This window comes from Neobacillus drentensis (assembly GCF_036965425.1).
Classification (GTDB): domain Bacteria; phylum Bacillota; class Bacilli; order Bacillales; family Cytobacillaceae; genus Neobacillus; species Neobacillus drentensis_F.
On sequence record NZ_JBALPP010000049.1, the window covers coordinates 22,969 to 42,154 of the forward strand.

Consider the following 19,186-nt stretch of genomic DNA (forward strand, 5'->3'; position numbering starts at 1 on the left):
GCTTTAAACGTGGAAATCACCATAACAGCAGAAGCGGCAGGAAAAATCAATGAAAGAACCGGCAACCGTGAAGGCTATTTAAAATTAAAATATGATACAGATGGCTGCGGCTGCGCCGTAAACGGCGTAATTGCCTTATGGCATGTTACTGAACTAGATGATACCGACATCGCGATAGAAACAAACGATAGAACGGTTTATGTGGAAAAATCCAAAATGGTCTTCTTTGATGAACAAATGAAAATAGATTTTTCTAAGGCAACTAATTGCTTTCAATTAAAAAGCCCAGGGCAAATCCTGAACGGACATATGAGCCTAATCCTGAAAGAAAAAACAGACTGATCCAATGGACAGTCTGTTTTAATTAGGCATGGGCTGCTGAACATACTTTTGAAGAAATTCATCAACCACCCGTGCGTAATCGGCGGGATTTTCGTTAAAGGATTGGGCATGGCGCCCGTTTGCTGCGAGATAGAGCATTTTCGGCCCTTTCTTTTGCTCAAATAACTCTTTCGTCATGGTAGGAAGAATAAAATCATCCTTTTGGCTGTGAATGAACAAAACGGGATGTTTGATGTTCTCGATGACCGAAATCGGAGAAACATTTCGAATGGAATATTTATCACGTAACCTTAAAAGAGTGTCACCGATCGGCAGCAAGAGTCCAGGGATGAGTTTAAAATCCTTTTTAATCAGATAGGCAAGCTGTTCTTTAAAATCAGAAAATGGACAGTCGGCAATATAAAAATCAGCGCCATCCTCTAAAAGACCTGCATATAACAGCATCGTTGCTGCTCCCATCGATTCACCGTGAATTCCAAGTTCAAGATTAGGCCCTTTTTCTTTTTTTAGCCAGTCAACAATTGTTTTTAAATCAAATTTTTCATAGTGGCCAAAGCTGGTGGTTTTCCCTCCGGATTCTCCGTGGCGGCGATGGTCATAAATCAAGGCATTGAACCCGCGCTCAAGGAAAAGGTTTGCATATTTAATCGAATTAATTTTCGTTTCAGTTACACCATGGGTAATTATGATATAGCGGCTGGTCTCGTGAGGTTCAACCAAAACGGCTTTAATGGTGTAGCCGAAAGGAGAAGGTATATCCACTTCTCGTTGTGGAAGGGAATCAAATTCATCAGGATTATACCTGCCAGCATCCTTTTCCCGCTTTAAGATAAAATTCTCGTCCTTTTTTTTCATATACATAATCCGGTTTGTAAAATATAAAGCGAGAGATAACCAGAAAAACAATAAAATGAACAAAGCTCGAAATGCCTTTTTCAAAAGCGGCACCTCCCGAAGTGATTAATATAATATATGGAAAATAAACTACATTCGCCCATAAATTTTAACATGAAAAAAGCCGCTGATTCCAATGTAGCGGCTTACGCTCATAATACAAATTACATGATATCGCACTTTAAGAACTGTCCAGCTCCAGCGCCTAGGAAAAAATGAACTGCTTTTTTCCCTGGGCACTAAGGAAAGCTCCTTTGAATAAGCCTCGCAGGAACAAGCTTCGCTTGTTCCGAAGGCGCTTCCGCTTTTCTATTATGACTCTGCATTTTGTCGCTTCGTCGGATGAATCGCTTTGTTCATCTCTTCAGCGGCCATTGTTCGTGTACCGCCACCGCCTGTTTCTGCATAGTCTTTGCCCTTTTGGCTATTTCCTTTGTCACGTTTTTGGCTCATAAAATCAATCTCCCTTCAAGGTAGCTTCATCTAATAAGATGCATAGATAGAAGGGTGATTATTCAAAAATCTAAATGGTTTGAGCATGTAAACGATAATATCCGCTATCGATGGACCTTGAAAGATGAGGCCGGACGATTTCAATCGCATCCACGAGCTTTTCGAGATTAACTTCTGTTTCAATTCCCATCCGCTCAAGCATGTAAACTACGTCCTCTGTTGCTGCATTTCCGCTGGCTCCAGGTGCGAAAGGGCAGCCGCCAAGCCCGCCGGCAGAAGAATCAAATCGGTCAATTCCTGCTTGAAGAGTAGCTAAAATATTGGCTAAGGCAAGCTTCCGGGTGTCATGAAAATGGGCTGTTAAAAGAACCCCATGGAATTCTGCTTTTAGTTGAGAAAACAAGGAGTAGGCTTCATCAGGGGCTGCCATTCCAATCGTATCGGCCACGCTTAATTCATCGACACCAGCCTCTACAAAATCACGGCAAAGCGCCAATGTGTCAATCTCATTGATTTTCCCTTCATAAGGACAATAAAAAGAGGTAGAAATGCAGGCGCGAACAAAATAATTCTTTTCTTTTAATTCTTGGATGATGGGTTTTAATTCTTCCATACTATCCTTCGTTGATTTATTTATATTTTTTAGATTAAAAGTGTTGCTCACCCCAACAAACACGGCAACCGCTTTGCAATCGGTAGAATAAACCCGGTCAATCCCTTTTCGATTCGGGGCAAGGACAATATTTCTTGTCCTATCATCGAGGCAATCAGTGACAATTTCAGCCGCATCGCCCATTTGCGGCACCCATTTTGGCGAAACAAACGAAGTCAGCTCCATTTCCTGAAGCCCGGCATCTCTTAAAGCAGCAATAAATTGTTTTTTTATATCAGTCGGTACGAATAACTTCTCATTTTGCAGACCATCGCGCGGACCAACCTCAATAATGGTCACCTTTTTTGGTAAATTAAGCATCATTTTTCCCCTCCCATTTTCATACTTTCATTGTAGTGTCGGTATTTTTGAAAAATCAAGAAAAAATGAAATTTTGACAAAATTAGAGGAATTTCCGTGTTAAACTAGAAGTAGTAAAGGAAAAAAGGTTGAAGGGGAGAGAAAGATAATGAGTCAAATAGAAGTAGTCATTGTCAGTGCGGTCCGAACTGCACTTGGAAACTTTAACGGAAGTTTAAAAAATATATCCGCACCGGAGCTGGGAGCGACAGTTATCAAAGGGGCACTTGAGCAGGCAGGAGTAAAGCCAGATCAAGTGGATGAGGTAATTATGGGAAATGTTCTCCAAGCAGGCCTCGGGCAAAACCCGGCAAGGCAGGCGGCTATTCAAGCGGGCATTCCTGAAAGCGTTTCCTCAATGACGATTAATAAAGTTTGCGGTTCCGGACTTAAGGCTGTTCACCTTGCGACGCAAGCCATTTTGGCGGGTGACGCTGAAATCGTAGTGGCCGGCGGAATGGAAAATATGAGCCAGGCGCCATACCTATTAAAAAATGCCCGGGACGGCTTTAAAATGGGCGACCAAAAATTAGTGGATACATTAACTTCTGATGGTCTTACATGTGTATTTAACGACTATCATATGGGGATTACCGCAGAAAACCTTGCTAGCAAATATTCGATCACAAGAGGAGAGCAGGACGAATTTTCGGCATGGAGTCAGGACAAAGCTGTGAAGGCGATCGAAGCAGGGAAGTTTAATGATGAAATCGTTCCTGTTGTTATCCCGCAGCGTAAAGGGGAGCCAATTGTTTTTGCAGTGGATGAATATCCGAAAAGAGGAACAACGGCAGAAAAATTGGCCGGGTTGAGAACAGCGTTTAAAAAGGATGGCACAGTAACGGCAGGAAATGCTTCAGGAATTAATGATGGCGCGGCTGCTGTAGTGGTCATGAGTAAGAAAAAGGCGGAAGAATTAGGTCTTGAATCACTAGTAACTATTAAAGCAAATGCCAGTGCCGGTGTAGACCCAAGCATCATGGGAATTGGTCCAGTACCTGCCGTAAGAAAAGCATTGGAAAAGGCAGCTGTTTCGATGGAGGAGATTGAATTAATCGAAGCAAATGAAGCTTTTGCGGCACAATCGCTGGCTGTAGACCGTGAGCTTCAGTTTAATAAAGAAATTCTCAATGTAAATGGCGGCGCCATTGCTCTCGGCCACCCTATCGGAGCAAGCGGGGCGAGAATTCTGGTTACCTTAATCCACGAAATGAAAAAGAGACAGGCGCGCGTAGGATTGGCTACTCTTTGTATTGGCGGCGGGCAAGGTGTCGCAACGATTGTTGAGCTTGCATAAAACGTTCATGATAAGGGGGAGAGAACGAAAATGAAGAAAATTTGTACATCCTTCCAGGAAGCAGTTGCCGATATCCATGACGGAGCGACGCTGATGGTAGGTGGATTTGGTTTGTGCGGGATACCAGAAAACCTGATTTTAGCGTTAGCAGAGAAAGGCGTAAAGGATTTAACCGTTATTTCTAATAACTGCGGAATTGATGAGTGGGGGCTCGGTCTCCTATTAAATAATAAGCAAATTAAAAAAATGATTGGCTCTTATGTCGGGGAAAATAAAGAGTTTGAGAGACAGGTTTTGACAGGAGAGCTGGAAGTGGAATTGACACCTCAAGGCACATTAGCGGAAAAAATTCGAGCAGGAGGCGCCGGCATTCCAGCGTTTTATACTCCTGCAGGGGTAGGGACGCCGATTGCTGAAGGCAAAGAAACAAAAGTTTTTAAAGGTCGTGAATATCTTTTAGAGGAAGCGCTGACAGCAGATTTTAGCTTGGTGCGGGCATGGAAGGGCGACAAAATGGGCAATCTCGTTTACCACAAAACAGCCCGAAACTTTAATCCTATGATTGCGGCTGCTGGCAGAGTAACAATTGCTGAATTAGAAACACTCTATGAAATCGGCGAATTGGATCCGAATTTTATTCATACCCCAAGCATTTATGTGCAAGCCATTATCGAAGGAACCCAGGAGAAACGAATCGAGCGATTAACAATAAGTAAATAAAGTTGGTAGAAGGGAGTAGTGTAAATGGCGAATGAGAAAGTCTCTGTCAGAGAGAGAATTGCGATTAGGGCAGAGAAGGAAATTGAAAACGGCTTTTATGTAAACTTAGGAATCGGCATGCCCACCCTCGTTGCCAATTATATAACGGATAACAAACAGGTTGTTTTGCAATCAGAAAATGGCCTTTTAGGAATTGGTCCATATCCACATGAAGATGAAGTGGACCCGGATTTAATAAATGCAGGGAAAGAAACGGTTACAGCGATCAGCGGTGCAGCCTATTTTGACAGTGCTGAATCGTTTGCGATGATTCGCGGCGGACATGTGAACTTGGCAATCCTTGGTGGAATGGAAGTCTCCGAAACCGGCGATCTTGCAAACTGGATGATTCCAGGAAAAATGATTAAAGGAATGGGCGGGGCGATGGACCTTGTTCACGGCGCTCAGAAGATCATAGTTATTATGGAGCACGTCAATAAAAAAGGCGAATCAAAAATTCTAAAACAATGCACTCTTCCATTAACAGGGAAAGGGGTCGTCAACCGGATTATCACGGAACGCGCCGTTATGGATGTCACGGTTTCCGGATTGCGGCTTGTGGAAGTAGCAAAAGGTTTTACCGTAGAGGAAGTCGTAAATTCGACGGAAGCAGCACTAAATGTCGATGAAAGTGTTAAACTAGAAGCATATTAAAGAAAAGTTTTAGGCAGGCTGTGTAAACAAACAGCCTGCTTTTTTCATGATATAATAAAAAGGAATAATTGAATTCTGGAGGATTTTAGAATGAAAAAGAAAGCGAAACAAAAAAATCAATCTAAACCAAAAACAGATGACAAACCCGTAACACTTAAAGATATGATTAATCCAGACTTAATTAAGCAGTTAAAAGATCAGCAGGATCAATTAAAGGCGGAAGAAGAAAGAAAAAAACAAGAGGAAGAAGCAAAAAAACGGGAAGAACGCAGATTAAAAGAAAAGAATAAATCATTTGAAGAGTTATTGAACGAAAGCGGGATGAACTGGAAGGAGTTTAAATAATAAAGGCTCTTTTCGTAAACTTTGTTGCTTATGGAACTTAATAAGGTTCAATAACTAAGTTTCTGGGCAATTTTCGTAAATGTACTTACGAAAAGATGCCCCGAAGCTACTAGTTATACGGGTTGATAAACTTATACGAAAAACAACAATTTATGCGAATAGCTATAATAAAAAAAGGAGGGCAGCTGCTCTCCTTTACCGATGTTCTGGAAAAATATTATTCTTTGTTAAGTCTTTGATTAGCGCAACCTCTTGATTAGTCAATGGCTGGCTTCTTACCGCCTTGGCATTGCCTCTAATTTGTTCTGCACTGCTTGCACCGGCAACAACAGATGCGACAGCAGGGTTAGCTAGATTGTATTGCAACGCCACTTCTGTAAACGAACGGCCAGCCCCCACTTTTTCTTTTAATAAGCCAAGCGTCTCTCTTAACTCTTCGTAGGAATAATCCAAATACCCCTTTTCAGATGCTTTTTCAAGCAGCTTATCGCTGAGCAGCCCTTTTGCAAGCGGTCCACGGGTAACAGCACTGATGCCTTTTTCATGAAGCAGCGGTAATGCCTCTTCTTCAGGCCTGCGATCTAACATGCTGTACTGCATCATGACAGAAACCATCCCCGATTTCCTCACATATTCGCGAATCACATTCGGCCGAATCGATGAGATGCCATAATAGCGAATCAAGCCTTCTGCCTTTAATTCCTCAAATGCTTCGATCGTTTCGTCAATCGGGTCCTCAATCGTGCCGCCATGCAATTGATAAAGATCAATATAGTCTGTTCCCAGCCGTTTCAGACTGTTTTTCACTGCTTCTTTTATATAGGCTTTAGAAGGGTCCCAAGACCAGCCGCTTCGATTCTCCTTCCAGCGATTCCCGACTTTAGTCGCAATAATCACCTGTTCACGGACATCCTTTAACGCACTTCCGACGATTTTCTCATTTTCACCGAAATCATATAAATCAGCTGTATCGAAATAGTTGATTCCTTCCTCAAGTGCTGCTTCGATGATTTTTCTCGAAGAAAGCTCATCTGTTCCGATGGACATACAGCCGAGCCCTAACTCGGTAACATACAAATCGGAGGCTCCTAATCTTCTTTTTTTCAAAAAAAACACCCCGTTCTTTTTTCTATCATTTTACAAAAAGAACAGGGCAGACTACAAACAGCAGAACTCATTTTTGCACAATATTTTGAACCCATTCCGAAACGAAAGTATAATCCTTGTTATATTCCTTAAGTTTTTGAAGAATCTCCCAGCTCTTTCCGACAAGGATAATTCCTTTTTCGTGCACGACGACCTTCATCCATACCCCTCCATTTTAAGTATGGTAAAATGTATGAGCAGATTATCGGAATAGAACAGGAGTGACCTTAATGAGCAAGCTTGAAGAAAAAACGCTTCATAGTGAAGAAATTTTTTCAGGAAAGGTAATCAGTCTTCATTTACAGGATGTTGAACTGCCAAATGGAAAGCAGTCCAAACGGGAAATCGTCAAACATCCCGGGGCAGTTGCTATTTTAGCTGTAACCAATGATGAAAAGATCATCATGGTCGAACAATACCGAAAAGCGTTGGAAAGAACGATTGTGGAAATACCTGCAGGAAAGCTGGAAAAAGGGGAAGAACCAGCTGTCTGTGCCCGCCGCGAGCTTGAGGAAGAGACAGGCTATGGATGTGAAAGTCTTGAATTACTCACTTCCTTTTATACTTCACCAGGTTTTGCTGATGAAATCGTCCATGTATATTTGGCAAAGGGCTTATCAAAAATAGAAAATTCCGCCGCACTTGATGAAGACGAATTTGTGAATCTCGAGGAATTAACTCTTGAAGAAGCTTTACAATATGTCAAGGAACAAAAAATTTATGATGCGAAAACAATCTATGCTGTCCAATACTTACAATTGCAAAGGGCATTAGGAAAAAAATGAATCGTTATTATGTAGATTTACATATTCATATTGGCAGGACCTGGACAGGTAAACCGGTCAAAATTACCGGGGCCAAATCGTTAACTTTTACAAATATTATCGAACATGCCAGGCACGAAAAAGGGCTCAATATGGTCGGAATAATCGACAGCCATTCACCGGAAGTCATTCTCGAGATGGAAAGTCTGATTAACAGCGGAGAAATTTATGAGCATCCGGATGGTGGCTTAGTATTTGGAGACTTAACGGTTATCCCGGGGTCGGAGCTGGAGATTTATGATGAACAATGCAATGGTCCAATTCATTTGCTATGCTATTTTCCGAACCTAACGATTATGAGAGAATTCTCAGCATGGTTGTCGAACCACTTGAAAAATATACAATTAAGTTCACAAAGAATCTATGTATCAGGTCGGGTATTGCAAACAAAAGTAAAAAAGCTTCGAGGTATTTTCATTCCCGCTCATGTTTTCACGCCCTTTAAAAGTTTATATGGAAAAGGGGTCAATCATTCACTAACAGAGGTACTGGATCCCGATTTAATAGACGGGATAGAGCTTGGCCTAAGCTCAGATACAAGCATGGCTGATCAATTAGGAGAATTGCACCGCTATACGTTTGTAACGAATTCAGACGCGCATTCCCTTGCAAAGATTGCCCGTGAATATCAAGTGGCTGCGATGAAGGAACCAACCTTCCTTGAACTGCAAAAAGCATTAAAAGGAGAAGACGGCCGGCAAATTATTGCAAACTATGGGCTTGATCCACTGCTAGGGAAATATCATAAAACTGTGTGCGCAGAATGTTTAAATCATGTTAGTGAGGAAGATCAGCTTTGTGATTTATGTGGAAATAAGAAAATCATAAAAGGAGTGGCTGACCGAATTCTGGAATTGAAAACGGCAGATGAAAGTCCTCCTGGCCGCCCTCCCTATGTTCATCAAGTACCACTGGAATTTATCCCTGGCCTAGGGCCTAAGTTACTTGAAAAACTGGTGAATCATTTCGGCAGTGAAATGGCTATATTACATGAAGTCCCATATGAAGCATTAAAAGAGGTAGTTCCGGCCAAAATAGCCGACCTTATCATGAAAGCAAGGGAAGGAAAAATAAATCTAGCTGCCGGCGGCGGCGGAAAATATGGTAAAATTGCGGATTAAAATCCCGGCAGGATGTGCTGCCGGGATTTTTCCTATACTCTATTAAATTATGGTAATAGAAATACTAGATTAGGCATAGATTGTAATAACAGATTGACAAAAGTAGGAGGAACCGCAAATGAAAAAACGATTGAACCATTCCAATGCCGCTAGTTATTTCCGTGAGCATTCCTCGATTTTCTTATTTATTGTAATTTTATTTTTAATGGGGGTCATATTTGGAGCTGTTGTGGTAAACAGTATGAGTTTTACCCAAAAGGAAGATCTCTACTATTACTTATCACAATTTTTTGGCCAAGTTTCCGGAGATAAGGTAGCGGAAGATAATGACCTATTTTTCCAAAGCTTTTCCCACAATAGTAAGTTTATTGGACTAATGTGGATCCTTGGGATATCAATCATTGGACTGCCTGTTATTCTGATTCTCTTATTTGTTAAAGGAATGGTTGTTGGGTTTACAGTTGGCTTTTTAGTAAGTCAAATGGGCTGGAAAGGATTTCTGCTCGCGTTTGCTTCGATCCTCCCGCAAAACTTGATTATCATTCCAGTGTTTATCATGATGGCAGCCTTATCAGTGATATTTTCAATGAGAATGATCAAAAAACAGTTTATGAAAAAATATGCCCAGCCAATCATGCCTTTTTTTAAAGGATATATTTTTGCCCTGATTGCTGCAGTAATTTTTATCTCGGCAGCATCTGGAATAGAGGCTTATTTATCGCCATGGCTAATGAAAACGATTATTACTTCAACATCTTTATAATAATTATTATTTAATATTAATTATAAGTTCTTGTTTATAATAATTTTATTTTGAATCTCATTTCTCATCTGTTATAATGAGAACTAACAGTGGCGAGGGAGGGACTTCAGAATGGAAACTAGAATTGAACGTATAAAAAAACAGTTGCATTCAGCAAGTTATAAGCTAACACCTCAGCGTGAAGCAACCGTCAGAGTTTTACTAGAAAATGAAGAGGATCATTTAAGTGCGGAAGATGTGTACCTCCTCGTTAAAGAAAAATCGCCTGAAATTGGATTAGCAACTGTTTATCGAACATTAGAATTATTAACGGAATTAAAAATTGTCGATAAAATAAATTTTGGCGACGGCGTATCGAGATACGATTTAAGGCAGGAAGGTGCAGCACATTTTCACCATCACCTTGTTTGTATTGAATGTGGAGCCGTTGATGAAATTCAGGAAGATTTGCTTGAGGATGTAGAAGCTATCGTCGAAAGACGATGGAATTTTAAAATTAAAGATCATCGCCTTACTTTTCATGGGATTTGCTATCGCTGCCAGGCGAAAGTGGAAGAAAAAACTGTATAGCTTATAAATGGTCCTTTTGTGCAAAGGGCTTTTTCTTTTGTTTCCCCATATTTCCAGATATAAAGGTATAAAACTTGTACATTTTGGCATACCTTTTACTAGAGTACCTGAAAATTAGGGGGAAGTAAGATGATTTCTTTTCTAAAAATTACACTGCAAACCTTAAAGGTTTTTATCATTTTCACCGGATGCACAATCCTCTTCTATTATGGTATCATGTGGGTATCAGAAGAATACCAAAGCTATCATCGCTATGAAGAACCGGAAGGAGCAGCATTAAAGGTTTCAAATGCAGTAGATGAAGAAAATCCTTCCTTGTTAGATCGGCTGATGTTGTTTTATTTAAATGGGGAGTAAGGGCGATGGAAGAGCGAATAAAAGAATTTATGCATTATTTGATAGTTGAAAAAGGGCTGGCCAAAAATACGATTCTATCCTATGAACGCGATTTGAAAAGCTATCTTCATTATTTAGTAAAGGTTGAGGCAATCCGCTCCTTTAATGATGTACAGCGCGTCCATATTGTGCAATTTCTGGGATTTTTAAAGGAGAAAGGAAAATCAGCGAAAACAATTGCACGGCACATTGCTTCCATTCGTGCCTTTCATCAATTTTTATTAAGGGAAAAAGCAGCTGACCAGGATCCTTCGAATTTGATTGAACCGCCGAAACTTGAAAGGGCTATTCCTAAAGTTTTGAGCATGAAAGAGGTCGAATTCCTTTTAGAAGCGCCTAAATTGGATGATCATTTTGGAAAACGGGACAAAGCGATGCTTGAACTTCTCTATGCAACAGGAATTCGTGTTAGTGAACTTATTGGTCTGGATGTTGATCATGTTCATTTAACGATGGGGTTTATTCGTTGTCATGGAACAAGCAATAATGAACGGATTATTCCGATTGGGCGAACTGCCTCAAATGCGATATTGCAATATTTAGAACAAGGCAGACCTTTGTTTGCGGCGAAAAAAACCCCTGATAATGCCTTGTTTTTAAATCACCAGGGTAAAAGGTTGACCAGACAGGGTTTTTGGAAAATTCTAAAAAAACTTTCCAAAGAGGCTGGAATAGTAAAAGAGCTGACTCCACATACACTCCGTCATTCCTTTGCTGCTCATTTATTGGAAAATGGGGCTGATTTAAAGGCTGTTCAAGAAATGTTAGGACATGCAAATATAGCCACAACACAAATATATACAAACGTTTCTAAGACAAGGTTGAAGGACGTTTATAGTAAATTCCACCCAAGAGCTTGATAGAATCATAGTTGCTACTCAATTTCACAAAAACGTCAAAAAGCTGCCAAAAATTCAGGCAGCTTTTTCTTGTATTTTCGAAAACATTTAGTAAAATAGAGATGTCAGACTTCTGACGAATGCAATTATGGGACCCCTTCATAGTTCCAATATAAACAGGGTAACCTATTTTTGTGTATTTTTTTATTTGTAAACGTTTCCTATTGATAAAGGAGGAAGATTCGAATGACGGCAGATACATATAAGCGTATTTTTATTATCGTCATGGACTCAGTCGGAATTGGAGAAGCACCGGATGCAGAAAAGTTTGGTGATAAAGGTGCTGATACATTTGGACATATTGCTGAAAGAATGAACGGTCTTAATATGCCTAATATGGCGAAATTGGGATTAAGTAATATTCGGGAAATAAAAGGAATTAATAAAGCAGAAAAGCCTTTAGCTTTTTATACAAAAATGATGGAAGCTTCAAACGGAAAAGATACAATGACAGGGCATTGGGAAATTATGGGACTTAATATTCAGACTCCATTCCGTGTTTTCCCAGAAGGGTTTCCAGAGGAACTTGTATCTGAATTAGAAAACCGCACCGGCAGAAAAATTATTGGCAATAAACCAGCCAGCGGAACCGAAATTCTTGATGAACTTGGTGCAGAGCACATGAATTCAGGTGCATTGATTGTATATACATCGGCAGATTCTGTCCTGCAAATTGCCGCCCACGAGGAAATTATTCCGCTTGAAGAATTATATAAAATTTGTAAAATTGCACGCGAACTGACGCTTGATGAAAAGTACATGGTTGGCCGGGTAATTGCCCGTCCATTCCTAGGGGAACCAGGAAACTTTAAACGGACTTCTAACCGTCATGATTATGCCTTAAAACCATTCGATCGGACAGTAATGAGCGAATTGAAGGATGCAGGATTTGATGTAATCGCGATTGGTAAAATATCGGATATTTATGACGGCGAAGGCGTTACAAAGTCACTCCGCACTGTTTCGAATATGGACGGTATGGATAAGCTTGTTGAAACCCTTGATATGGACTTCAATGGAATAAGCTTTTTAAATCTAGTGGATTTTGATGCATTGTATGGTCACCGCCGCGACCCTGAAGGTTATGGTAAAGCACTTGAAGAATATGATGCGCGCCTTCCTGAAGTGTTTGCGAAAATGAAGGAAGATGACCTATTAATGATTACAGCAGACCACGGAAACGATCCTGTCGCACCTGGCACAGACCATACTCGTGAATATGTCCCATTATTGGTTTACTCTAAGAAAATGACTGAGGGCAGAGAGCTGCCACTCCGAGAAACATTTGCTGACCTAGGTGCAACAGTGGCGGAAAACTTCAATGTGAAAATGCCAAATTACGGAAAGAGCTTTTTAAAAGAATTAAGCTAAAAAGGGGAATGAACATGAACGTTGAAAAAATTCAAAATGCTGCTGGATTTCTTAAAGATAAATATGCGAATACACCTAAAATTGGTCTCATTTTAGGCTCTGGATTAGGTGTGTTAGCGGATGAGATTGAGAATCCTGTCAAAATTCCATACAATCAAATACCTGATTTTCCAGTATCCACAGTAGAAGGACATGCAGGACAGCTTGTTTTTGGGGTATTAAGTGGAGTAGAAGTTGTTGCAATGCAGGGTCGCTTTCATTTTTATGAAGGATATACAATGGATAAAGTAACTTTCCCTGTTCGCGTCATGAAAGAAATGGGAGTTGAAATGTTAATCGTTACGAATGCTGCCGGCGGTGTCAATGAAAGCTTCGAGCCGGGAGATTTGATGATTATTACCGACCATATTAATAATATGGGAACAAATCCATTAATTGGGCCAAATGATGCTAAATTAGGCGTTCGTTTTCCAGATATGTCAGAAGCCTATACGAAGGAATTACGTGCTATGGCAAAAGAAATCGCTTCTCGCTTAAATATTAAGATTCAAGAGGGTGTTTATTTCGGAAACCCTGGCCCTGTATATGAAACGCCAGCTGAAATTCGCATGGTTCGGGTATTGGGCGGTGATGCAGTAGGAATGTCTACTGTACCAGAGGTAATCGTTGCCCGCCACAGTGGAATGAAGGTTCTTGGGATATCTTGTATTTCAAATATGGCTGCCGGAATTCTTGACCAGCCGCTGACACATGATGAAGTCATTGAAACAACTGAAAAAGTTAAAGCAAATTTCCTTCTATATATAAAAGAAATCGTTAAAAATATGGCGTAATTGAGCAGAAAACTATTTATTGTAAAGTGGTGATAATCGATGAGAATGGTTGACCTAATTGAGAAAAAACGAGATGGACATGAATTAACAACGGAAGAAATCAAATTTATTATTAACGGCTATACAGATGGTTCCATACCGGATTATCAAATGAGTGCCTTAACAATGGCTATCGTCTTTCAAGGGATGACTGAGAAAGAAAGAGCCGATTTAACAATGGCAATGGTGGAATCCGGGGATCAAATTGATTTATCGCAAATTGAAGGAATAAAAGTTGATAAACATTCAACTGGGGGAGTTGGTGATACTACCACTCTTGTTCTTGGCCCGCTTGTAGCTGCCCTGGGGGTCCCAGTTGCGAAAATGTCAGGTCGTGGATTGGGACATACCGGCGGTACCATTGATAAATTAGAAGCAGTTAATGGTTTCCATGTTGAAATTGATAATGCTGAATTCATTGATCTAGTAAATAAAAATAAAATCGCCGTTATCGGCCAAAGCGGAAATTTAACACCTGCGGATAAAAAGCTTTATGCCCTAAGAGATGTTACGGCAACTGTTGAAAGTATTCCGCTGATTGCTAGTTCCATAATGAGCAAAAAAATTGCTGCAGGAGCTGATGCCATTGTACTGGATGTAAAAACAGGTGCCGGAGCTTTCATGAAAACGCTTGATGATTCAAAAGACTTGGCAAAAGCAATGGTTCGGATTGGTAATAATGTCGGCAGACGTACAATGGCCGTCATTTCCGACATGAGCCAGCCGCTAGGATATGCTATCGGTAACGCGCTTGAAGTAAAGGAAGCTATTGACACATTAAAAGGTGAGGGTCCCGAAGATTTAACAGAGTTATGCTTAACACTCGGCAGCCATATGGTTTACCTGGCAGAAAAGGCAGGCTCATTAGCAGAGGCAAGGACACTCCTTGAAAATGTGATTAAAGATGGTTCAGCCCTTGAAAAATTAAAAGTCTTTTTAAGCTCTCAAGGCGGGGATGCTTCGATTGTAGATGATCCTGCTAAAATGCCGCAGGCTAAATTCACGTTTGAACTTGAAGCGAAAGAAGATGGGTATGTTTCCGAAATCGTCGCTGACGAGGTTGGAACAGCAGCAATGTTACTAGGAGCAGGAAGAGCAACGAAGGAATCTATTATTGATTTGGCAGTTGGCCTTGTGTTAAGGAAGAAGATCGGAGACCAAGTCAATAAAGGTGAATCGTTAGTAACTATCTACAGCAACTTTGAGGATGTAAGTGAAGTAAAACAAAAGCTTTATGAAAATATCAAAATCTCGGCAGCCAAAGTCGACGCGCCAGTTCTCATCCATGGAGAAATAACTGAATAATAAACGTGCTCTAAGGTGTCAGGCACCATGTGAAAATTTCACATGGTGCCTGACACCTTTTTATGTATAAACTTGTTTATTTTGGTAAAAATGGTGGCTATAAAGAATGGAGGGTTATGCGAATGAAACGATTGTTCTCTTTTATAGTAGCATCTTTTTTACTGACTAGCTTATGGGTACCATCTTCCTTTGCTGCTGAAGAAAAAAAGAATGCCCAAATAGAAAATAAGGGTACAGATATTGTCAGTAACGTCAGTTCTGCCATTTTAATTGAGCGGGACACAGGCAAGATTCTATATGAGAAAAATAGCCAAGAAAAATTGCCGCCTGCAAGTATGACCAAAATTATGACGATGTTACTCATTATGGAAGCGATTGATAAAGGAAAGCTTTCCTGGAATGAAAAAGTCCGGACGAGTGAATATGCCGCCTCTATGGGTGGATCACAAATATTCCTGGAACCAGGTGAAGAAATGACAACCAAGCAGATGCTTCAGGGCATCGCGATTGGTTCAGGAAATGACGCTTCAGTAGCGATGGCTGAGAGAATTGCCGGTTCGGAGGAAGCCTTTGTCGATATGATGAATGCAAAGGCAAAACAGCTGGGATTGAAGCATACCTTTTTTAAAAATACTACGGGCTTACCTGTAAGCGGACATTACAGCTCTGCACATGATATGGCAGTAATGGCAAAAGAACTATTAAAATATGAAGACATTACAAAATTTACGGGAATGTATGAGGCATACCTTCGTGAAAATACAGACAAAAAGTTCTGGCTCGTTAATACAAACAAATTGGTTCGTTTTTACCCTGGAGTTGACGGGTTAAAAACGGGTTTTACGGCTGAAGCGAAATATTGCTTAACAGCAACAGCACAAAAGGATGGCATGCGTGTCATTGCGGTTGTCTTTGGAGCACCAACGTCGAAAGAGAGAAATGCTCAAGTGACAAAAATGCTTAATTATGCTTTTAGTCAGTACCAAACACACCCGCTGTATAAAAGAAATCAAACTATTGGCACAGCCAGAATCAGTAAAGGCAAGGATAAATCAGTAGAGGCAGTCACTAGTGAACCACTTTCGTTACTGACTAAAAAAGGTGAAAAAACGGAGGATGTAAAGCAAAAAGTAATTCTCCAAAAAAACCTCAACGCACCATTAAATAAAGGTGACAAGGTTGGGACGATTAAGCTGATTAAGGATGGAAAGGTAATCCTTGAAAGTCCGCTCGTCGCAAGTAAGTCTGTAAAAGAAGCAGGCTGGTGGACCCTTTACAAGCGTTCATTCGGAATGTTTACAAAAGCAGGAAAATAATTCAAAGCGCATACGCTATCGTTGTCGAATGTTAAGATAATCCACTACTTTTGACGAAATAAGACTAGTTTTGTATTTATAGAAGGATATTGATAATAAAACAGCGAATTGACTCACTATACCAGATTAAGGAGGCCGGGGATAGTGAGTCTTAACATTGAATTAGTTACAAAACATGATGTTTTATGCATTCGCTTAAGCGGTGAATTAGACCACCACACCGCGGATGAACTTCGCGAAAAAGCAACAGCAGCGATCGAAAAAAATGACATTCGCCATATCGTCTTGAATCTAGAACAACTCTCTTTTATGGATAGCTCAGGTTTAGGCGTAATTTTAGGAAGATATAAACAAATTAAACAGGTGCATGGTGAAATGGTAGTTTGTGCAATTTCCCCAGCAATACAAAGATTATTCGATATGTCTGGTTTATTTAAAATCATCAAAATGGAACCGACTGAGGAATTTGCATTGCAAAGATTGGGGGTTGCCTGAATGAAAAATGAGATGAATCTTGAGTTCAGTGCTTTAAGTCAAAATGAATCCTTTGCCCGTGTGACTGTAGCTGCATTTATTGCCCAACTAGACCCAACGATGGATGAGTTAACCGAAATAAAAACAGTGGTTTCAGAAGCCGTGACGAATGCGATTATTCATGGTTATGAAAACGATCCAAATGGAATTGTTTATATCCGTGTTTCCATTGAAGATAGTTTAATTGATATGACAATTAAAGATATAGGATCAGGAATTATCGATGTGGAGGAAGCTCGTCAGCCATTATTTACAACAAAGCCGGACTTAGAAAGGTCCGGTATGGGTTTTACCATCATGGAGAATTTCATGGATGAGGTAGAGATTCATTCACAGCCAGGCAGCGGAACCGAGGTTAGATTACGTAAGCATTTACAATCCCGCAAAATGCTTTGCAATTAAGGAGACTTGCCGATGGATGTGGAGGTCAAGAACGATAAAAGTCAACCGTATTTAAAGGATCATGAAGTGAAAGAGCTCATAAAAAAGAGCCAGGACGGAGACCAAGAAGCAAGGGATTTAATTGTTGAAAAGAATATGCGCCTTGTTTGGTCAGTAGTTCAAAGGTTTCTTAATAGAGGGTATGACCCTGATGATTTATTCCAAATTGGCTGCATTGGATTATTGAAGTCAGTTGATAAGTTTGACCTTTCCTACGACGTCAAGTTTTCTACCTACGCCGTACCGATGATTATCGGAGAAATTCAACGATTTATTCGTGATGATGGAACCGTAAAGGTCAGCCGTTCACTGAAAGAAATGGGAAACAAAATCCGCAAGGCCAAGGATGAGTTATCAAAAACATTAGGAAGAATACCTACCGTTAATGAGATTTCTGAGTATCTTGAGCTGACGCCGGAGGATGTCATTCTTGCACAAGAGGCAAGCAGAACACCTTCCTCCATTCATGAAACCGTTTATGAAAATGATGGAGATCCAATTACATTATTAGATCAAATTGATGATGGCAACGAAGGAAAGTGGTTTGATAAAATTGCCTTAAAAGAAGCAATTCGCGAATTAGATGAACGGGAAAGGCTGATTGTCTATTTGCGCTATTATAAGGACCAAACTCAATCCGAAGTTGCCGGGCGCCTTGGGATTTCTCAAGTACAAGTTTCAAGACTCGAAAAAAAGATATTGCAACAAATGAAAGACCGTATGGATCTCTGATTCATGCGGTTTTTTCATTTTCATACATGAAACTCTTCTTTAAAACTCATACTACATACACAAGGAAAACATTGTGTGGGAAGTGAATGTTTTGGAAAAAACAATCTACATTCGCATGCGGAACCGTGTTCAAACAAAGCCTGAAGAAAGAGTTTTATTGAAGGATGTCGCCCAGATTATTGCCCCAGATGCTATACTTTCAAATTTAAAAGAAATGCTTGTTCACCTGGTAACGGAAATGGATCGAAATATTATCGTTATTGATGTTATGCATATCATTCAGTTGATAACAACTAAGTTCGGGGACATGGAGGTTCAAACGATTGGCCCTGCGCAGACCATCATTGAAGTAACAAATAAGAAAAAAGGAATATCTATTCCTTTTTTTCTGCTAATTTGGTTTCTATTATTTTTTGGATCAGCCATGGCGATTATGAATTTTCATGATGATGTAAGTATGAAGAGTGTCCAGGAAAAAATTTACACCATTATTACCGGAAAAAATGAAGCAAAGCCATTACTCTTTCAAATCCCTTATTCAATTGGTTTAGGCCTCGGCATGATTTTATTCTTTAATCATTTTTTTAAGAAGCGTTTAAATGATGAACCCAGTCCACTTGAAGTAGAAATGTTTAATTATCAAATGGATTTAGATAATTATGTGATTATCCATGAAAATAAAGAAAGTATGAAACGCGTTAATGACGATTAAAATTGTATCGATCATATTTTTAGGATTAGCAAGTGGATTAGCCGTTGGGTCGGGATTTGTAGCGTTTCTAACCGTTCTTGGAATTATCCCAAGACTTACTCAGCTGACCAAAACAATGAAAATGATTCAACACTATGAATGGGCAGTTGTGATTGGTGCGATTAGCGGTGTGCTCGCAAGCTTAAGGGACCCGCTCCTTCCTATTTCAGCCTATTTTTTGATTCCGCTTGGTATCAGCGGGGGAGTGTTTGTTGGTATGTTGGCAGCTGCTCTTACGGAGGTTTTAAATGTTCTGCCAATCCTCGCTAAACGGATTAGGTTAGATGGAGAAATTGTCATTTTAATTATGGCAATTGTATTAGGAAAAATCTTTGGATCCATTTTTCAATGGCTTTATTTTGTACATATTAAGTAAACTTCTCCATGAA

General features: G+C 40.1%; 25 protein-coding genes. 20 read left to right on the forward strand and 5 right to left on the reverse strand.

The features are described from left to right. The first annotated feature begins 9 nt into the window (after positions 1–9). Positions 10–342, forward strand: a complete 333-nt coding sequence (locus V7161_RS13950) for an iron-sulfur cluster biosynthesis family protein (protein WP_335445778.1) — start codon at positions 10–12, stop codon at positions 340–342. A gap of 18 nt (positions 343–360) precedes the next feature. Here the strand turns inward: V7161_RS13950 and V7161_RS13955 are convergent, their stop codons facing one another. The 3 genes from V7161_RS13955 to V7161_RS13965 all read right to left on the reverse strand — a co-directional run bounded on the left by V7161_RS13955 (position 361) and on the right by V7161_RS13965 (position 2,665). Further along, complete coding sequence (locus tag V7161_RS13955) at positions 361–1,281, reverse strand: alpha/beta hydrolase (RefSeq protein ID WP_335445780.1); 921 nt, start codon at positions 1,279–1,281, stop codon at positions 361–363. Positions 1,282–1,548: 267 nt separating this feature from the next. Further along, positions 1,549–1,689, reverse strand: a complete 141-nt coding sequence (locus tag V7161_RS13960) for a hypothetical protein (protein ID WP_223591538.1) — start codon at positions 1,687–1,689, stop codon at positions 1,549–1,551. A gap of 70 nt (positions 1,690–1,759) precedes the next feature. Next, positions 1,760–2,665, reverse strand: coding sequence for a hydroxymethylglutaryl-CoA lyase (locus V7161_RS13965; RefSeq protein ID WP_335445782.1), 906 nt, complete (start codon positions 2,663–2,665; stop codon positions 1,760–1,762). 145 nt (positions 2,666–2,810) lie between these two features. On the opposite strand from V7161_RS13965, the gene V7161_RS13970 reads away from it, so the two are divergent. The 4 genes from V7161_RS13970 to V7161_RS13985 all read left to right on the forward strand — a co-directional run bounded on the left by V7161_RS13970 (position 2,811) and on the right by V7161_RS13985 (position 5,756). Beyond that, on the forward strand, positions 2,811–3,998 hold the full coding sequence (locus tag V7161_RS13970; RefSeq protein WP_335445784.1) for an acetyl-CoA C-acetyltransferase: 1,188 nt from the start codon (positions 2,811–2,813) through the stop codon (positions 3,996–3,998). Positions 3,999–4,028: 30 nt separating this feature from the next. Then, positions 4,029–4,718: a CoA transferase subunit A gene (locus tag V7161_RS13975; protein ID WP_335445786.1), complete on the forward strand. Its 690-nt coding sequence runs from the start codon at positions 4,029–4,031 to the stop codon at positions 4,716–4,718. Between the two features lie 24 nt (positions 4,719–4,742). Next, on the forward strand, positions 4,743–5,411 hold the full coding sequence (locus tag V7161_RS13980; protein ID WP_335445788.1) for a 3-oxoacid CoA-transferase subunit B: 669 nt from the start codon (positions 4,743–4,745) through the stop codon (positions 5,409–5,411). 90 nt (positions 5,412–5,501) lie between these two features. After that, entirely contained in the window at positions 5,502–5,756 is a 255-nt protein-coding gene (locus V7161_RS13985; protein ID WP_335445790.1) for a YqkE family protein, read from the forward strand. Between the two features lie 195 nt (positions 5,757–5,951). Here the strand turns inward: V7161_RS13985 and V7161_RS13990 are convergent, their stop codons facing one another. Next, positions 5,952–6,863, reverse strand: a complete 912-nt coding sequence (locus V7161_RS13990; protein WP_335445792.1) for an aldo/keto reductase — start codon at positions 6,861–6,863, stop codon at positions 5,952–5,954. A gap of 67 nt (positions 6,864–6,930) precedes the next feature. After that, positions 6,931–7,062: a Z-ring formation inhibitor MciZ gene (gene mciZ, locus V7161_RS13995; RefSeq protein ID WP_335445794.1), complete on the reverse strand. Its 132-nt coding sequence runs from the start codon at positions 7,060–7,062 to the stop codon at positions 6,931–6,933. A 70-nt stretch (positions 7,063–7,132) separates the two neighbouring features. On the opposite strand from mciZ, the gene V7161_RS14000 reads away from it, so the two are divergent. The 15 genes from V7161_RS14000 to V7161_RS14070 all read left to right on the forward strand — a co-directional run bounded on the left by V7161_RS14000 (position 7,133) and on the right by V7161_RS14070 (position 19,173). Further along, positions 7,133–7,687, forward strand: a complete 555-nt coding sequence (locus V7161_RS14000; protein ID WP_223591551.1) for an NUDIX hydrolase — start codon at positions 7,133–7,135, stop codon at positions 7,685–7,687. After that, a complete protein-coding gene (locus V7161_RS14005) occupies positions 7,684–8,847 on the forward strand; it encodes an endonuclease Q family protein (RefSeq protein ID WP_335445796.1) in 1,164 nt (387 codons plus the stop codon). The genes V7161_RS14000 and V7161_RS14005 overlap by 4 nt, the downstream gene beginning before the upstream one ends. Before the next feature lie 118 nt (positions 8,848–8,965). Continuing rightward, positions 8,966–9,610 (forward strand): stage II sporulation protein M, encoded by a 645-nt coding sequence (gene spoIIM, locus V7161_RS14010; RefSeq protein ID WP_335445798.1) that lies wholly within the window; start codon positions 8,966–8,968, stop codon positions 9,608–9,610. 111 nt (positions 9,611–9,721) lie between these two features. Then, positions 9,722–10,180 carry a ferric iron uptake transcriptional regulator gene (fur, locus tag V7161_RS14015; RefSeq protein ID WP_335445799.1) on the forward strand — a complete coding sequence of 153 codons (459 nt, stop codon included), beginning with the start codon at positions 9,722–9,724 and terminating at the stop codon, positions 10,178–10,180. Positions 10,181–10,309: 129 nt separating this feature from the next. Then, positions 10,310–10,537, forward strand: a complete 228-nt coding sequence (locus V7161_RS14020) for a YqzK family protein (protein WP_335445801.1) — start codon at positions 10,310–10,312, stop codon at positions 10,535–10,537. A gap of 5 nt (positions 10,538–10,542) precedes the next feature. Continuing rightward, the gene (gene xerD / locus V7161_RS14025; RefSeq protein WP_335445803.1) at positions 10,543–11,436 is read left to right on the forward strand and encodes a site-specific tyrosine recombinase XerD; all 894 of its coding nucleotides are present in this window, start codon (positions 10,543–10,545) and stop codon (positions 11,434–11,436) included. Between the two features lie 225 nt (positions 11,437–11,661). Continuing rightward, positions 11,662–12,846 (forward strand): phosphopentomutase, encoded by a 1,185-nt coding sequence (gene deoB, locus V7161_RS14030; protein ID WP_289985201.1) that lies wholly within the window; start codon positions 11,662–11,664, stop codon positions 12,844–12,846. Positions 12,847–12,860: 14 nt separating this feature from the next. Next, positions 12,861–13,679, forward strand: coding sequence for a purine-nucleoside phosphorylase (locus tag V7161_RS14035; protein ID WP_335445805.1), 819 nt, complete (start codon positions 12,861–12,863; stop codon positions 13,677–13,679). A gap of 39 nt (positions 13,680–13,718) precedes the next feature. Beyond that, positions 13,719–15,023, forward strand: coding sequence for a pyrimidine-nucleoside phosphorylase (locus tag V7161_RS14040; protein WP_335445807.1), 1,305 nt, complete (start codon positions 13,719–13,721; stop codon positions 15,021–15,023). A gap of 122 nt (positions 15,024–15,145) precedes the next feature. Further along, complete coding sequence (locus V7161_RS14045; RefSeq protein WP_335445809.1) at positions 15,146–16,339, forward strand: D-alanyl-D-alanine carboxypeptidase family protein; 1,194 nt, start codon at positions 15,146–15,148, stop codon at positions 16,337–16,339. 144 nt (positions 16,340–16,483) lie between these two features. Then, a complete protein-coding gene (gene spoIIAA, locus V7161_RS14050) occupies positions 16,484–16,834 on the forward strand; it encodes an anti-sigma F factor antagonist (protein WP_223591570.1) in 351 nt (116 codons plus the stop codon). Then, a complete protein-coding gene (gene spoIIAB, locus V7161_RS14055; RefSeq protein WP_335445811.1) occupies positions 16,835–17,275 on the forward strand; it encodes an anti-sigma F factor in 441 nt (146 codons plus the stop codon). It begins immediately after the preceding gene. Between the two features lie 12 nt (positions 17,276–17,287). Continuing rightward, a complete protein-coding gene (sigF, locus tag V7161_RS14060) occupies positions 17,288–18,046 on the forward strand; it encodes an RNA polymerase sporulation sigma factor SigF (RefSeq protein ID WP_223591573.1) in 759 nt (252 codons plus the stop codon). A 91-nt stretch (positions 18,047–18,137) separates the two neighbouring features. Then, positions 18,138–18,758, forward strand: a complete 621-nt coding sequence (locus V7161_RS14065) for a stage V sporulation protein AA (RefSeq protein ID WP_335445813.1) — start codon at positions 18,138–18,140, stop codon at positions 18,756–18,758. After that, complete coding sequence (locus V7161_RS14070) at positions 18,748–19,173, forward strand: stage V sporulation protein AB (protein ID WP_223591575.1); 426 nt, start codon at positions 18,748–18,750, stop codon at positions 19,171–19,173. The genes V7161_RS14065 and V7161_RS14070 overlap by 11 nt, the downstream gene beginning before the upstream one ends. Positions 19,174–19,186: the final 13 nt, after the last annotated feature.

Coding starts and splice junctions, on each gene's coding strand:
- V7161_RS14070 (WP_223591575.1), top strand. CDS start 18,748: ATGACGATTAAAATTGTATCGATCATATTTTTAGGATTAGCAAGTGGA.
- xerD (WP_335445803.1), top strand. CDS start 10,543: ATGGAAGAGCGAATAAAAGAATTTATGCATTATTTGATAGTTGAAAAA.
- V7161_RS14045 (WP_335445809.1), top strand. CDS start 15,146: ATGAAACGATTGTTCTCTTTTATAGTAGCATCTTTTTTACTGACTAGC.
- mciZ (WP_335445794.1), bottom strand. CDS start 7,062: ATGAAGGTCGTCGTGCACGAAAAAGGAATTATCCTTGTCGGAAAGAGC.
- V7161_RS13970 (WP_335445784.1), top strand. CDS start 2,811: ATGAGTCAAATAGAAGTAGTCATTGTCAGTGCGGTCCGAACTGCACTT.
- V7161_RS14005 (WP_335445796.1), top strand. CDS start 7,684: ATGAATCGTTATTATGTAGATTTACATATTCATATTGGCAGGACCTGG.
- sigF (WP_223591573.1), top strand. CDS start 17,288: ATGGATGTGGAGGTCAAGAACGATAAAAGTCAACCGTATTTAAAGGAT.
- V7161_RS13980 (WP_335445788.1), top strand. CDS start 4,743: ATGGCGAATGAGAAAGTCTCTGTCAGAGAGAGAATTGCGATTAGGGCA.
- fur (WP_335445799.1), top strand. CDS start 9,722: ATGGAAACTAGAATTGAACGTATAAAAAAACAGTTGCATTCAGCAAGT.
- V7161_RS14020 (WP_335445801.1), top strand. CDS start 10,310: ATGATTTCTTTTCTAAAAATTACACTGCAAACCTTAAAGGTTTTTATC.
- V7161_RS13960 (WP_223591538.1), bottom strand. CDS start 1,689: ATGAGCCAAAAACGTGACAAAGGAAATAGCCAAAAGGGCAAAGACTAT.
- deoB (WP_289985201.1), top strand. CDS start 11,662: ATGACGGCAGATACATATAAGCGTATTTTTATTATCGTCATGGACTCA.
- V7161_RS14040 (WP_335445807.1), top strand. CDS start 13,719: ATGAGAATGGTTGACCTAATTGAGAAAAAACGAGATGGACATGAATTA.
- V7161_RS14035 (WP_335445805.1), top strand. CDS start 12,861: ATGAACGTTGAAAAAATTCAAAATGCTGCTGGATTTCTTAAAGATAAA.
- spoIIAB (WP_335445811.1), top strand. CDS start 16,835: ATGAAAAATGAGATGAATCTTGAGTTCAGTGCTTTAAGTCAAAATGAA.
- spoIIM (WP_335445798.1), top strand. CDS start 8,966: ATGAAAAAACGATTGAACCATTCCAATGCCGCTAGTTATTTCCGTGAG.
- V7161_RS13965 (WP_335445782.1), bottom strand. CDS start 2,665: ATGATGCTTAATTTACCAAAAAAGGTGACCATTATTGAGGTTGGTCCG.
- V7161_RS13975 (WP_335445786.1), top strand. CDS start 4,029: ATGAAGAAAATTTGTACATCCTTCCAGGAAGCAGTTGCCGATATCCAT.
- V7161_RS13985 (WP_335445790.1), top strand. CDS start 5,502: ATGAAAAAGAAAGCGAAACAAAAAAATCAATCTAAACCAAAAACAGAT.
- V7161_RS14000 (WP_223591551.1), top strand. CDS start 7,133: ATGAGCAAGCTTGAAGAAAAAACGCTTCATAGTGAAGAAATTTTTTCA.